This is a genomic window from Caenimonas sp. SL110 (genome assembly GCF_001044395.1).
In the GTDB taxonomy this organism is placed as follows: Bacteria; Pseudomonadota; Gammaproteobacteria; order Burkholderiales; family Burkholderiaceae_C; genus Ramlibacter.
In genome coordinates this window covers 58,896-72,885 of the sequence record NZ_JANU01000042.1, presented here as the reverse complement: position 1 = coordinate 72,885, position 13,990 = coordinate 58,896, and the positions used below count along the sequence as shown (strand labels likewise).

At 63.9% G+C, this 13,990-nt stretch carries 13 protein-coding genes; 7 read left to right on the top strand and 6 right to left on the bottom strand.

The window, feature by feature from the left end; all coding sequences use genetic code 11:
• Positions 1 to 6: 6 nt before the first annotated feature.
• The 4 genes from AQ12_RS18370 to AQ12_RS18355 are packed head-to-tail and all read left to right on the top strand — an operon-like array spanning position 7 to position 3,493.
• A complete protein-coding gene (locus tag AQ12_RS18370) occupies positions 7 to 1,167 on the top strand; it encodes a heme A synthase (protein ID WP_048441411.1) in 1,161 nt (386 codons plus the stop codon).
• On the top strand, positions 1,164 to 2,069 hold the full coding sequence (gene cyoE, locus AQ12_RS18365; RefSeq protein WP_048441410.1) for a heme o synthase: 906 nt from the start codon (positions 1,164 to 1,166) through the stop codon (positions 2,067 to 2,069). Before AQ12_RS18370 ends, cyoE begins: the two co-directional genes overlap by 4 nt.
• 7 nt (positions 2,070 to 2,076) lie before the next feature.
• Entirely contained in the window at positions 2,077 to 2,676 is a 600-nt protein-coding gene (locus tag AQ12_RS18360; RefSeq protein WP_048441409.1) for an SCO family protein, read from the top strand.
• Position 2,677: 1 nt separating this feature from the next.
• Complete coding sequence (locus AQ12_RS18355) at positions 2,678 to 3,493, top strand: DNA alkylation repair protein (protein ID WP_048441408.1); 816 nt, start codon at positions 2,678 to 2,680, stop codon at positions 3,491 to 3,493.
• Positions 3,494 to 3,579: 86 nt separating this feature from the next.
• On the opposite strand, the gene AQ12_RS18350 is transcribed toward AQ12_RS18355, so the two are convergent.
• The 6 genes from AQ12_RS18350 to ftsY form a co-directional block, all read right to left on the bottom strand.
• A complete protein-coding gene (locus tag AQ12_RS18350) occupies positions 3,580 to 4,593 on the bottom strand; it encodes a tripartite tricarboxylate transporter substrate binding protein (RefSeq protein WP_048441407.1) in 1,014 nt (337 codons plus the stop codon).
• 53 nt (positions 4,594 to 4,646) lie between these two features.
• Positions 4,647 to 6,383, bottom strand: a complete 1,737-nt coding sequence (locus AQ12_RS18345) for a 7TM diverse intracellular signaling domain-containing protein (protein WP_048441406.1) — start codon at positions 6,381 to 6,383, stop codon at positions 4,647 to 4,649.
• A 104-nt stretch (positions 6,384 to 6,487) separates the two neighbouring features.
• Positions 6,488 to 7,417, bottom strand: a complete 930-nt coding sequence (rpoH, locus tag AQ12_RS18340) for an RNA polymerase sigma factor RpoH (RefSeq protein ID WP_048441405.1) — start codon at positions 7,415 to 7,417, stop codon at positions 6,488 to 6,490.
• 237 nt (positions 7,418 to 7,654) lie between these two features.
• Positions 7,655 to 8,119: a DUF962 domain-containing protein gene (locus AQ12_RS18335; RefSeq protein WP_048441404.1), complete on the bottom strand. Its 465-nt coding sequence runs from the start codon at positions 8,117 to 8,119 to the stop codon at positions 7,655 to 7,657.
• Between the two features lie 68 nt (positions 8,120 to 8,187).
• Positions 8,188 to 9,234: a selenide, water dikinase SelD gene (gene selD / locus AQ12_RS18330; RefSeq protein WP_048441403.1), complete on the bottom strand. Its 1,047-nt coding sequence runs from the start codon at positions 9,232 to 9,234 to the stop codon at positions 8,188 to 8,190.
• Positions 9,231 to 10,307, bottom strand: a complete 1,077-nt coding sequence (gene ftsY / locus AQ12_RS18325) for a signal recognition particle-docking protein FtsY (protein ID WP_048441402.1) — start codon at positions 10,305 to 10,307, stop codon at positions 9,231 to 9,233. The genes selD and ftsY overlap by 4 nt, the downstream gene beginning before the upstream one ends.
• Before the next feature lie 29 nt (positions 10,308 to 10,336).
• Here ftsY and AQ12_RS18320 point away from each other — a divergent pair, with 29 nt between their 5' ends.
• The 3 genes from AQ12_RS18320 to rsmD all read left to right on the top strand — a co-directional run bounded on the left by AQ12_RS18320 (position 10,337) and on the right by rsmD (position 13,962).
• Positions 10,337 to 11,743 (top strand): pitrilysin family protein, encoded by a 1,407-nt coding sequence (locus AQ12_RS18320; protein ID WP_048441401.1) that lies wholly within the window; start codon positions 10,337 to 10,339, stop codon positions 11,741 to 11,743.
• Between the two features lie 15 nt (positions 11,744 to 11,758).
• A complete protein-coding gene (locus AQ12_RS18315) occupies positions 11,759 to 13,126 on the top strand; it encodes a pitrilysin family protein (protein WP_048441400.1) in 1,368 nt (455 codons plus the stop codon).
• 263 nt (positions 13,127 to 13,389) lie between these two features.
• Complete coding sequence (rsmD, locus tag AQ12_RS18310; RefSeq protein ID WP_048441399.1) at positions 13,390 to 13,962, top strand: 16S rRNA (guanine(966)-N(2))-methyltransferase RsmD; 573 nt, start codon at positions 13,390 to 13,392, stop codon at positions 13,960 to 13,962.
• Positions 13,963 to 13,990: the final 28 nt, after the last annotated feature.

Here is a 13,990-nt window from a genome sequence, read left to right as displayed (position 1 = left end):
GACGCCATGGCCGCGCAACCCCTCCTGGACCTTTCTCCCGCGATACGCATGATGCTGATGGGCATCGCCCTGGCGCTCGGCCCCCTGGCATGGGTGTGGCTGCGCAATGCAAAGGCGACCCCGGCGCGCCGCTTGCAGGCGTTGACGCTGATCACGCTGTTCCTGACTTTCGATCTCGTTGTGTTCGGTGCGTTCACACGGCTCACCGATTCCGGATTGGGTTGCCCCGATTGGCCGGGCTGTTACGGCAATGCGAGTCCGGTTGGCGCACACGGCGAAATCAGTCGCGCGCAGGCTGAGATGCCAACCGGCCCCGTGACGCACACCAAGGCCTGGGTCGAAATGATCCACCGTTACCTTGCCACCGGTGTTGGTGTTCTCATCCTCACGCTCACACTGGCCAGCTGGCGCCAGCATCGGCGCGAGCCCGGCGCGGTGAATCCGTGGTGGCCGACTGCGACGCTGGTGTGGGTGTGCCTGCAAGGCGCATTCGGCGCGTTGACCGTCACGATGAACCTCTTCCCGGCGATCGTGACCACCCACCTCCTGGGCGGCTTGCTGGGGCTCGCGCTGCTGTGCACACAGGCCGTGGCCTATGCGCAGGCGAGCCGTGGTGACCACGCCGCGGCGATCATCAGCCCGAAGCTTCGTGCATGGCTGATCACGGTTTTCGCATTGCTGTGGGTGCAGGTCGCATTGGGTGGCTGGGTCAGTACCAACTACGCGGTGCTGGCTTGCAGCGAGTTCCCCAAATGCCAGGGCAGCTGGTGGCCTGCGATGGATTTCTCGCAAGGCTTCGAGCTGTGGCGCGAGCTGGGCAAGACGGGTGCCGGTGAGCACATCACGTTTGCCGCGTTGTCGGCGATTCACTATGTGCACCGCCTGTTTGCCTATGTCGTGTTGTTCGGGCTGGCCGCCGTGGTGGGCTTGATGCACAAGGCGGGCGTGCTTCGTGTGCAGGGCAACTGGCTCGCGGGATTGGCAGTGCTGCAACTGGCAACGGGCCTGTCTAACGTCATCCTCGGCTGGCCGATGGTCGCCGCGTTGATGCACACCGCTGGCGCAGCGGCAATGGTTGTCGTTCTCACGTGGGCGATCCGCGAGAGCCGCGTTTGTGTTTCCAGCGAAGCAAGCGCCCTGTTGACCGCGCGGAGAATGTCGGCATGAGCGCCAGCACGCAAACCGCCGCTTCGCCCGCGATGTCAAAGTGGCGCCAGTTCAACGCACTGACCAAGCCGCGCGTGATCCAGCTGATCGTGTTCTGCGCGCTGATCGGCATGGTGCTGGCCGTGCCGGGTGTGCCGACGCTCGGCAACCTGCGCACGGCTGCCATCGCCTGCCTGGGCATCTGGCTGGTCGCCGGCGCCGCAGCGGTGTTCAACTGCCTGGTCGAAAAGAGCATCGACGCCAAGATGCGCCGTACTGCATGGCGCCCCACCGCCAAGGGCGAGATGAGTGACTGGCAGACGCTGCTCTTCGCGGCGGTCTTGTGTGCGATGGGGTCGTGGCTCCTCTATGCGTGGGTCAATCCGCTGACGATGTGGCTCACGTTCGCAACCTTCGTCGGCTACGCCGTGGTCTACACCGTGATCCTCAAGCCGCTCACGCCGCAGAACATCGTGATCGGTGGTGCATCGGGCGCGATGCCTCCGGTGCTGGGCTGGGCCGCGATGACGGGCGATGTCGGTCCCGAGGCGATGATTCTTTTTCTCATCATCTTCCTGTGGACGCCGCCGCATTTCTGGGCGCTGGCGCTTTACCGCGTCGAGGACTATCGCAAGTCGGGCCTGCCGATGCTGCCGGTGACGCATGGCAATGAGTTCACGCGCCTGCAGGTTTTGCTCTACACGCTGGTCCTGTTCGCGGCCTGCCTGATGCCGTTCGCCTATGGCATGAGCTCGTGGCTGTACCTGTTCGCAGCAGTGGTGTTGAGCTTTGGCTTCACCGGGTATGCGTTTGCGCTGTGGCGCAATTACTCGGATGCGCTCGCCCGCAAGACCTTCCGTTTTTCACTCATCCACCTGAGCGTGCTGTTCGCGGCGCTGCTGGTGGACCACTACGTTTTTTGAGAATCCCATGAATCGACGCAATGCAGTTCTTTCCATCGCCGCGTCGCTCGGTGCCGGTGCGATTCTCGCCGGCTGCATGGAACCTAAAGCGCAATTCAAGTCGATCGACCTGACCGGCGCTGATTACGCCAAGGACTTCCAGTTGCCTGACCATAACGGCCAGGTGCGCACGTTGAAGGACTTCAAGGGCAAGATCGTCGTGCTGTTTTTCGGCTACACGCAGTGCCCCGATGTTTGCCCGACCACGATGGCCGAGCTCGCGCAGGCCAAGGGCCTTCTGGGCCCCGACGGCGAGAAGATCCAGGGCATTCTCGTGACGGTGGACCCCGAGCGCGATACGCCCGAGGTGCTCAAGGCCTATATGGCCAACTTCGACCCGACTTTCCTGGCGCTGCGCGGCACGCCCGAGCAAGTCGTTGCAACCACCAAGGACTTCAAGGTCTTCTACAAGAAGGTGCAAGGCAAGACCGCAACCAGCTACACGATGGATCACTCGGCCGCGAGTTTCGTGTACGACACCAAGGGCCAGTTGCGCCTGTACACGCGCTACGGCAGCGGTGCGCAAGCGCTGGCGGACGACCTGAGGCTGCTGCTCAAGCAGGCATAGCTTGCAGGCGGAGCACCTTCTGGCCAGGCGCGGCGCGGCGCGCATCGCGCTGATACCGGCCGAGGTGCTCGAAGCGCTGCATGACGGAGTCATTCCGACCGTCAATCTCAACGAATTTCTGGCAATCGACCTCGCGCGCCTCGCACCGGCGGTGGCGCGGCACATCGGCTTGCCGTCCGACGTTGAACGCCTCGTCGACACGCTGGCCATGCTCGGCGCGTTCAAGCCTGTGAAGCGCCATGAACATGTGGCGCGTGCGCTTTATGACCTGACCGAAGTCCGTGAAGACCGTGACCGGGTGGCGCATGCGCTGGCCACCCACGCCAGCGATGTCGCGCGCGCGTGGGCGGCGCAGTGGGTGATGTTTTCAGCGATGCCGCTGGCGGCGAAGCTCTCGTGCGTCCGCCGTTTCGCTGCCGACGCGCATTATGGTGTTCGCGAGGTCGCATGGATGGCGGTGCGCGATGAGATCGCTGGCGATGTCGATGCAGCGGTCGGGTTGTTGCAGCCGTGGGCGATCGATGCCGACCCCAACATCCGCCGCTTCGCCAGTGAAGCCACAAGGCCGCGCGGCGTGTGGTGCGCGCAGATCGAGCTGCTGAAATCGCAGCCCTGGCGAGCTGTGTCGCTGCTCGAACCCTTGAAAGCCGACCCTAGCCGCTACGTGCAGAACTCGGTGGCCAACTGGCTGAACGATGCCAGCAAGACGCAGCCGCAATGGGTCGATGAGCTGTGCGAGCGATGGACGCGCGAGTCACGCGCGCCGGCGACTTTGTACATCGCCAAACGCGCGAGACGAAGCCTGCGAGGTGGATGACGCCAGGTCTGTCATGCCGGACTCGATCCGGCATCCACTGCGAAGCGGCTACTGCGGTTGATCACCGATGACAGGCATCAGGTATGTCACTCCGCCTTGATTCCCCGCATCCTGATCACGCCGCCGAGCAGTTCGGTGTCGGCCTTGATGCGGTTGGCGAGCCCTTCGGACGAAGTGCCTGCTACTTGCCAGCCCTGTTGAAACAGCTTCTGGCGAACTTCAGGCGAGCGGGCGATCTCGCTGATCAGTGACGATAGCTTTGCGACGATCGGCTTGGGCAGCGAAGCCGGTCCTGCCGCCGCCGTCCAGATCTCCAGCTGGAATCCCTTGACGCCGCCATCACCCAGGCTCGGATACTCCGGCACCAGCGAGCTGCGGCCGCTCGATGTCACGCCCACCGCCTTGAGCTTGCCTGCGCGAATCTGCGCTGCAGCCAGACCTGGCGGCAGCAGCGACAGCTGGATCTGCCCGCTCAACATCGCGTTGATCACCTGTGGGTTGCCAGGGTAGGGGACGTGCACAGGATCGATGCCCGCTTTGGTCTTGAGCAACTCCATGCCGATGTGCCCGACCGTACCCACGCCCGGCGTGCCGTAGCTCCACTTGTTGCCGGCAGCCTTGGCTGCTTCAAAGAATTCCTGCGCGTTGTTGAACGGCGTCGAAGTCGGTGCGGTCAGCAACAGTGGCGCGGTTGCTATCAGGCTGATCGGTGCGAGGTCGGTGAGCGGATCGAAAGGCGTGGCTGGATTGAGCAGCTTCGCGATCGTCATGTTGCCGTTGATCATCACGCCGATGGTGTGTTCGTCGGTCGACTTCGCCACGATGTCTGCAGCGATGTTGCCGCCCGCGCCCGGCCGGTTTTCAACGATGACGGGCTGGCCGAGCGCCCGGGACAGTGGCTCGGCGATCGTGCGTGCGACCAGGTCCGGCGTGGAGCCACCCGGAAATCCGACCATGATGCGCAAGGTCTTGGTCGGCCATGCCGCAGCCTTGGCGGGTGCATTGGCCTTCTGGGCGAAGGAGGTGCCGGCTACGGCGGCAAGCGCCAGGGCGAGGAGGGTGCGGCGAAGCGGTTGACGCAAAGTCTGGCGCGAGGACATGGGGCTACTTCTTTCCTGGAATGTTCAGATGGGGTCAATGCTAGCGCGTGCCGTCAGAAGTTCAGGGGCCGGATCAGCTTGCGTGTGTCGGCTCGCATGGTCTTGAGCCCGTCAAGGAGCCATTTCACGGTGGAGATTGCGTCCAGGGAGGCCTCGGGCAACACGGCCACGGCAATGTGGAACTTCAGGGTCGTGCCCGGTGGCAACGCAGGCGATGGGCGTAGACCGCTGGCCACCAGCTGCTGGGCGCGGCTCATCGCGTTCTCAGTGGTGGTCGGTCCTTCCAGCAGCAGGACGAATTCATGTTCGCCAACCCTGGAGGCCAGGTCGATGTCGGTGATGGCCCCGCGCATCAGTGAGGCTGCGACCACGAGCGCCCGTTCGGCAACCCCGGCGCCGAGATCTGCAACGATCACGTCGTAATTGCTGATGCGCACGCCAAGCAGCGCGCACGAATGGCGCATGCTTCGCGCGCGGACCAGCGCAGCATCCAGGCGCTGCAGCAGCGTGCGTTCGTGGGCCAGTCCCGTCAGTGCATCGCTGTGCGACAGCGCTGCCGCGCGCACCTGCGACTCGCGCCTTCGGCTGCCCCGCAGGCTGAGCGCGTAGAAAAGAATCGGCATCTCCAGCGCCGCGCCAATGGAAAGCCCATACCGCGTCCAGCCACTCGCAGCAACCAGGTTGAGGCCGCGTGCCAGCGGGAACAGCGCCATCACGACAACCGGCACGAAGCCCAGTGCAATGAGGCGGATATTCGGATCGTCTCCCTTGGCCCACACCATCGCGACCAGTCCGAAGATGACGACCAGCGCGACGACTGTCAGGAGCATTAGCACCGCAAACGTGGTGCGGGTAGAAAGCGCGGTATCCAGGGCGACGCAGGCCAGCAGGACGGCGATCAGCACCCAAACAAACAGGTCGAGCCGAGCCGAAAAGCGCGCAGGCTCGGTGACCGTGCGCGCGAACCAGAGCCCCGCAGCGGCGGAGATTCCCGGCAGCACGAAGGTTGCCACCTGGTTCCAGTCCAGCTGTTCGTTCCAGATGTGTTGCGCGCCGACGCCCAGGTACGCGAGTTGGCCCACCGCCAGCGCCAGGACATATACGGCATACACGCCGAAGTTGCGGTCACGAAACGCGATGGCGTTGGCCGCAGACACCACCCCGATCAGGAGGGCCAGGCCGAAATAACCGCCCAGCAAGAACTGCTCGCTCTCGCGCGATGCCAGCAGCGAGGCATGGTCGTAGATGGCGATGGGCGTCGCGAAGTCGACTCGTGCGTGCTCAATGCGAAGGAAGTGGCGCATGGGCACCGATGCACTCGTCGCCAGCTCGAACGTGGGGAATCGCCCGGGCAGCGGCCACCGCGATACCGCGCGTGAATCGCCGGCTTCTTCTTGCACCCACCGGCCATCGGCGGTGGGCCGAAACAGCTGTACCCGGTCAATGCCCGAGCTTTGCAGTTCCACAAACCAGCGCCCGCCAGCCGGTGCCTGTACGACAAACTCGATCCACAACGCCCGGCCATCGATGTTGTAGGAGCGGCCTGGTTCACGCACAGCCCAGGCCGTCGCGCCGGTGGCGACTTCTTCGACCGTGCGCCGCGCGGTGGGGTCGACCCAGAACCGGCTGCGCAAATCGATGGTGGAGACGCGGTTTTGGGGGGTGAGTGATATCGGGGCCAGAGCCGGCACGGGTACGGGTTGGGCCTGGGCTTGGGCCTGTGCATGCGCCAGACCCAACCACCCTGCCAGGATCAGCAGGGCGCCCCACAAGCCCAGGAACGTTCGCATGCGCCTCACCGGCCAATTGTTACCGCAATCGGTCCATGACGAAGCCCAAAAAAAGGCCCGGACAATGCCGGGCCTGCTCTGGTCGCGCAACCGCCGCGTCGCGACTACGCGTAAGCGGCCAGCGCCTTCTTCATCTTCTTCATCGCTGCAGATTCGATCTGGCGGATGCGCTCGGCGCTCACGCCGTACTCGCTGGCCAGGTCGTGCAGCGTGAGGCCGCCCGAGCCATCGTCGTTCACCTTGAGCCAGCGCTCTTCGACGATGCGGCGGCTGCGCTCGTCGAGCTGGTTCAGCGCGGCGGCGATGCCGTCGGTGGCCATCACATCACGCTGGCGTGACTCGATCACCTCGGTGGGCTCATGGCCAGCGTCGGCAAGGTAGGCAATGGGGCCGAACGCCTCGTCTCCGTCGTCGCCGGGGGCGGGATCAAGCATCACGTCGCCGCCGGCCATCCGCGCTTCCATCTCGATGACTTCCTCGCGCTTGACGTTCAGCTGCTTGGCCATCGACTCGATCTGCGAGTCGGTCAGGCTGTCGCGGTGAGTCTGTGCGTCGGCATCGTCCTTGAAGCCCTGCTTCATCGAGCGCAGGTTGAAAAACAGCTTGCGCTGGGCCTTGGTCGTCGCGACCTTGACCATGCGCCAGTTCTTCAGGATGTACTCGTGAATCTCGGCCTTGATCCAGTGCAGCGCGTAGCTCACCAGCCGCACGCCCTGGTCAGGGTCGAAACGCTTGACGGCCTTCATCAGGCCGATGTTGCCTTCCTGGATCAGGTCGCCGTGCGGAAGGCCGTAACCCAGGTACTTGCGCGAGACCGACACGACGAGGCGCAGGTGGGACAGCACGAGCTTCCCTGCCGCTTCGAGGTCGTTGTGATCGCGCAGTTTGCGGGCGAATTCCTGCTCCTCCTGCAGCGTCAGCATCGGCAGGCGGTTGGCGGCCGAAATATACGCGTCCAGGTTACCCAGGGAGGGAACAACCGCCCAGGGGCTGGCCATCGCCAGCGCCGTGCCAGGTGCCGTGGAAGTGGTCATGCTGGAAGTTCCTTTCATGTATGGAGACAATATTAGCACTCGGTTAGAGCGAGTGCTAAGTGTGAAGTTCAATGCTTAGGCGGGTGTTAGCGAGGCTGCTGCCAGACCGATCAAGCAATGGAAAGTTCACCTGTAAAGCATACGCCTTCAGGGTTTTCCCGTGTGTGGGACAGGGACCAATCCGGCCGCTCAGGGGCCGTGAGATTGACCTAAAAGGCCTAATTTCGCCCTGACGGCCTACCAGCGAATACCGAGCTTGAGAAACAGCCTGCTCAGGACGAACAGGGGGCCGACCCACAGGTACTGCAGGTCTTCGAAAAACGACGGCTTCTTGCCTTCAATCTTGTGCCCGACGAACTGCGCGATCCAGGCCAGGACGAAGATCGCAATCGACGCCGGAAGCACCAGGGCGCCCATCGCGTTCACAAGCACAAGGGCCACGGCCGACAGCGCAGCCATCGTGAGCAGGAACACGAGCGACAGCCGCGCGTAATAAACCATGCTCGCCGCAATGAAGGCATAGGCGATCCACGGATGCGCAGCGTAGAGCAGGCCGACCAGGCTCAGCATGATGAGCGGGATGGCAACGAAGTGGATGGTCTCGTTGCGCGGGTTCCGGTGGCTCTCGCCATAGTGCGCCAGCAGCTGGTCGACCTTGCGGGTGGCGGCGCTTTGGCCTTCGCCATGGGTGAGGGTGTCCATCGGTGTCTCCAGCAGTTTTGGTTCTGCCCCGATTCTCGGAACTTGAGCGTACCGTGTCTAGTGCGCCGTCAAGCCACAACCACTCGCGCGCCGCTGGACTGCGCTGCCATTTCGCCAACGACGGCGGCCTGGTCAAATCCGTGGCGCGCGAAGATGGCAAGCACTTCATCAACGGCTTGCGGCGAGCATGACACCAGCAGGCCGCCGCTGGTCTGGGGATCGGTCAGGAGCGCCTGGTCGGTCGCGCCGAAACCGGTTGGCAAGGCAATGCTCTCGCCATAACCGGCCCAGTTGCGCCCCGACGCGCCGGTGACGAAGCCGCGGTCTGCCAGGTCGCGCGCGCCTGCCAGGAGCGGAACGCTGGACCAGTCGATTCGCACTTCGAGCTTGGCCCCGCGTGCCAGTTCGAGCGCATGGCCCGCCAGACCGAAACCAGTGATGTCGGTGAGCGCGTGCACACCCTCCAGGGCCGCAAGTTCAGGGCCCGGTGTGTTCAGGCGCGTCGTGGTATCAATCATTTGCGCGTAGCCCTGCGCATCCAGCGCCTCCTTCTTGAGGGCCGCCGACAGCACGCCGACGCCAAGCGGCTTGCCCAGGACCAGAACGTCGCCGGCCTGCGCGTCCGAATTGCGCTTGACGCGCTTGGGGTGGATGAGTCCCATCACGACCAGCCCGTAAATCGCCTCGACAGAATCGATCGTGTGCCCGCCCGCGATCGGAATACCCGCCTGCTGGCAGACCGACTCGCCGCCTTCCAGCACGCGGCCTATGGTGGCCGTGCTGAGCACATTGATCGGCATGCCGACCAGCGCGAGCGCCATGATCGGCCGGCCCCCCATCGCATAGACATCGGAGATCGCGTTGGTTGCTGCGATGCGCCCGAAGTCGAACGGATCGTCAACGATGGGCATGAAGAAGTCGGTGGTGGCGATCAGCGCCTGTTCGTCATTGAGCTGGTAGACCGCCGCGTCATCGGCGGTTTCGATGCCGACCAGCAGCTCCTTGGGCATCGGCATGCGCGCCGTGCCCTTGAGGATTTCAGACAGCACACCGGGGGCGATCTTGCAGCCGCAGCCTCCACCGTGGGAAAGCGAGGTCAGGCGTGGTTCGGTCATTGCAGTAGGGCGAGGGCGAACTCGCGCGCGTTAAAGGTTTCTAGGTCTTCCAGCGTCTCGCCGACGCCGATGAAGTACACCGGCACGGGCTTTTCCTGGGCGATGGCTGCGAGCACGCCGCCTTTGGCGGTGCCGTCGAGCTTGGTGATGATGAGGCCCGTGAGGCCTAGCGCTTCGTCGAACGAGCGCACCTGGGCCAGTGCGTTCTGGCCGGTGTTGCCGTCGATGACCAGCAGCACTTCATGAGGCGCCGTTGGATCGGCTTTTTGAACCACGCGCTTGATCTTGCGCAGTTCTTCCATCAGGTGAAGCTGCGTGGGCAGGCGGCCTGCCGTGTCGACCAGCACCACGTCCTTGCCGCGCGCCTTGCCGGCACTGACCGCATCGAACGTGACCGCAGCCGGATCGCCGCCCGCCTGGCTCACGATCTCCACCGTGTTGCGGTCTGCCCATACAGCGAGCTGTTCGCGTGCGGCCGCGCGGAAGGTGTCGGCTGCCGCGAGCAGCACCGATGCGCCTTCATCGGCGAGATGTTTGGTGAGCTTGCCGATCGAGGTGGTCTTGCCCGCGCCGTTGACACCAGCGACCATGATGATGGTGGGCTTGAATTCGCCGATGACCAGCGGCTTTTCCAGCGGCTTCAAGAGCTGCGTGAGCGAATCGATCAATATGTTCTTGACCTGCACGGGCCGCGTGGCGCCACTGGCCTGCACGCGCCGCTTGACTTCATCCAGCAGATGCTGGGTGGCCCTGACGCCGGTGTCGGCCATGAGCAGCGCAGATTCGAGTTCTTCGTAGAGCTGGTCGTCGATCTGGCCGCCGGTGAAGACCTGGGCGATGCCCGTCGAGGTCTTGCGCAGCCCGGCGCTCAGCTTGTCGACCCAGCGCTGGCGCTCTGGCGCGATCGGCGCGGGGACCGGAATCTCCATCGGCTGCACCAGCGCACTGCCGATGAGTCCGCCGCCGGACGGGTAACCCGGGGGCGGCGCGCTGGATGGAGATGTGGAAAAAGCCGCAGGTGCCGGCGTTGGGGCGGGTGTGGCTGCAGGCTTTTTTCGGAAGAAACTGAACATTGATAAGGTTTCTAGAATCACAGGATTCTATGAAACGCACCTTGCAACTCGCCCTCTGTGGCCTTTCCCTGCTTTTGCCTCTTGCATTTGCGCCATCGGCGCTTGCGCAGGCATCTCCACCGCGTACCGAGCAATTCAAGCTCGACAACGGGTTCACGCTGATCGTCAAGCCGGACAAGCGAGCGCCAACCGCCGTCCACATGGTGTGGCTGCGCGTAGGGGCCATGGATGAGGTCGATGGCTCCTCCGGCCTGGCTCACATGCTCGAGCACATGCTTTTCAAGGGCACGAAACAGCTCAAGCCCAATGAATTTTCAAAACGCGTTGCAGCCCTGGGCGGACAGGAGAACGCGTTCACGATGCACGATGCGACCAGCTACTACCAGCAGATTCCGGCCAACAAGCTCGAAGACGTGATGAAGCTGGAGGCCGACCGGTTTGCGAACAACCAGTGGCCTGACGACGAGTTCAAGCGCGAACTGGAAGTGGTGAAGGAAGAGCGCCGCATGCGCACCGAAGATGAACCGCGCTCCTTGATGTGGGAAGCACTCAACGCCACGGTGTATCAGTCGTCGCCGTATCGCAGGCCCATCATCGGCTGGATGAGCGATCTCGATGCGATGACCGCGCAGGATGCTCGTGACTTCTACAAGCGCTGGTATGTGCCGGGCAATGCAGTCATCGTCGTTGCCGGCGATGTCGATCCCGCACAGGTGCGGCGTCTTGCGCAGAAATACTACGGCGGTATCCCTGCGCGTCCTGTGCCGGGGCGCAAGCCGCGCATCGAACCCGAGCAGGTCGGTGTGCGGCGCCTGGAGTTCAAGGCACCGGCGGACCAGGCCTATGTAGCACTCGCGTTCAAGGCGCCGCAGCTCACGTCGTTTGACGCAAGCCCGAGCAATGACGATGCGCTCGCGCTCACGGTGCTCGCTGCTGTGCTCGATGGCTACTCCGGCGCACGCCTGGACCGCGCGTTGACGCAGGGTCCGGACCGGGTTGCCGACAGCGTCGGCGCAGGCAACGGTTTGTGGGGCCGCGGCCCGCAGCTGTTCACGCTCGACGGCGTGCCTGCACCGGGCAAGACGCCCGAACAGGTCGAAGCTGCCTTGCGCGCAGAAGTCGCCAAGGTCGCACGCGACGGCATCAGCGAAGCCGAACTCAGTCGCGTGAAGACGCAGTGGATTTCTGCGCAGGTCTACAAGCGCGACTCGGTCATGAACCAGGCGCGCGAACTCGGTAGCTACTGGATACAGCAACTGCCGCTCGACGCCGACGAGCGCCTGATCCAGCGCCTTCGCGCGATCACTGCTGCACAGGTCAGGGCCGTGGCGGCGAAGTACTTTGGTGACGACCAGTTGACCGTGGGCATCCTGCGGCCGCAGCCGGTCGATCCCAATCGCAAACCGCGCACGCCCCCAGCGGGCCTTCGCCACTAGAACGGGCTGAAAGTCATGCGCAACACACCCATCAAATTCTCTTCAGGCCTGAAGGCCGCATCTGCCGCGGTTCTCGTTGCAATGTCGACACTCGCATCGCAGGCATGGGCCGCGATCCCGATCCAGCACTGGGTGCAGCCCAGCGGCGCGAAGGTCTATCTCGTCGAGAGCCCCACCTTGCCGATGGTGGACGTGCGACTGGAGTTCGATGCAGGTTCGCGCCGCCAACCTGCAGACAAGGCGGGTCTGGCCAGCGTCACCGCCGGCATGATCTCCAAGGGCGTTGCCGCGCGCGGCAATGAACCCGCCCTGGACGAAAACCAGCTGGGCGAAGCCTGGGCCGATCTGGGCGCGGGTTTCGGTGCGAGCGCCGGGGCCGACCGCATGAGCTTTTCGCTGCGAACGCTCAACTACCCGGAGATCCTTCCAAAGGCGGTGGCATTGGCGGCGCGGCAGATGGGCGAACCCTCGTTTCCCGAAGCGATCTGGCAGCGCGAGCGCCAGCGGATGGCGGCGTCAATCCGTGAGGCCAATACCAAGCCGGCAACGCTCGCGAACCGCGCCTTCAGCGCAGCGGTGTACGGCAGCCATCCCTATGGACACGACACGACCGAAGCAACGCTGGCAAAGATCAGCGTCGAGGACATGAGGCAGATGTACGGACTCGTTCAGGCCTGCCGTGCCAAGGTCAGCGTCGTGGGCGCCGTGAATCGTGCGCAGGCCGATTCGATCGTGACTTCGATTCTGGCGCGCCTTCCCGCAGCGGGCCGCTGCGATGCCTTGCCTGCAGTCACCGAAGTCCAGCCGCTCACGGCGCCCGTCGTGCGTGACGTGCCGTTTTCTTCCGCTCAGGCGCATGTGCTGATCGGCCAGCCCGGCTACAAGCGCAATGATCCGGATCACTTCGCGATCGTGCTGGGCAACTATGTGCTCGGCGGCGGGGGCCTCGTTTCACGGCTGGCCGATGAAGTTCGCGAAAAGCGCGGGCTGAGCTACAGCGTCTACAGCTATTTCGCACCCGGCCTTCACGCGGGCGCGTTCACCGTGGGACTGCAGACGCGTCCGGACCAGGCGGCGCAAGCCGTGAAGGTGGCGCAGGATGCGGTGGCGAAGTTCATCGCAGACGGCCCCACGCCGCAGGAGCTCAAGGCCGCGAAAGACAACCTGATTGGCGGCTTTCCGCTGCTGATCGACAGCAATCGCAAGCTGCTGGACAACATTGCAAACATCGCCTGGAACGATTTGCCGCTCGACTACCTCGACACCTGGACGGCCAACATGCAGCGCATCACAGCGGCTGACATCAAGGCCGCATTCGCGCGCAAGTTGCAGCCGCAACGGATGGTGACGGTCACGGTGGGCGCAGCGGCGGCCCCGCGTTGAATGAGGCTAAAGGATAGAGCAGTGTGATTCGGGCACTTTTTTACGACCAACCCCTGTCAACGTTGACAGGGGTTGGCAACACGAAGGGTCTCAGGCGGTCGAAAATCCGTCTATCGCTGTCACACGATCGGTGCCCTTCAATGCGGTGCCGGGGTTCAAGTTAGTAGATGCTCTGAAAAACAAGAAATGGGGAAATGCCGGGGTCGCTTCAAGCGGCCCCGGCATTTTGTTTTGCGCGCAGGTTTGGGCTTAAGCTGCACGCCATGAAAAAGCAGGGCATCCCTCCTCACGAAATCCGGATCATCGGCGGCCAATGGAAGCGCACAAGGCTTGCGGTTCTCGACAAGCCCGGCCTTCGGCCCACGCCGGATCGCGTCCGGGAAACCCTCTTCAACTGGCTCGGCCAGGACCTCACCGGATGGCGCTGCATCGATGCATTCGCAGGAACCGGCGCGCTCGGGTTTGAAGCGGCCTCGCGCGGCGCGGTGGATGTGTTGCTCGTGGAGCAGGACCCGCAGCTCGTCGCGCAACTTCGTTCCTTGCAAACCAAGCTGGCGGCCACGACCGTGCACATCGAGCGCGGCAACGGCCTCACGGCGCTAGGGCGGCTCGCGCCCTCGTCGATGGACCTCGTCCTTCTGGATCCGCCCTTTGAATCCGACCTGTGGAGCAAGGCGCTCAAGCCTGCAGCCAGCGCCATCAAGCCCGACGGTGCAATCTACCTGGAGGCATCCACCGCCTGGGACGACGCGCGACTGGAGCCTTTTGGCCTGACGCAAGTGCGACATGTGAAGGCTGGTGCGGTGCATGCGCACCTTCTGCGGCGCACGTCATAATGCACTGCAACAAATTGTGCCCCCGCCC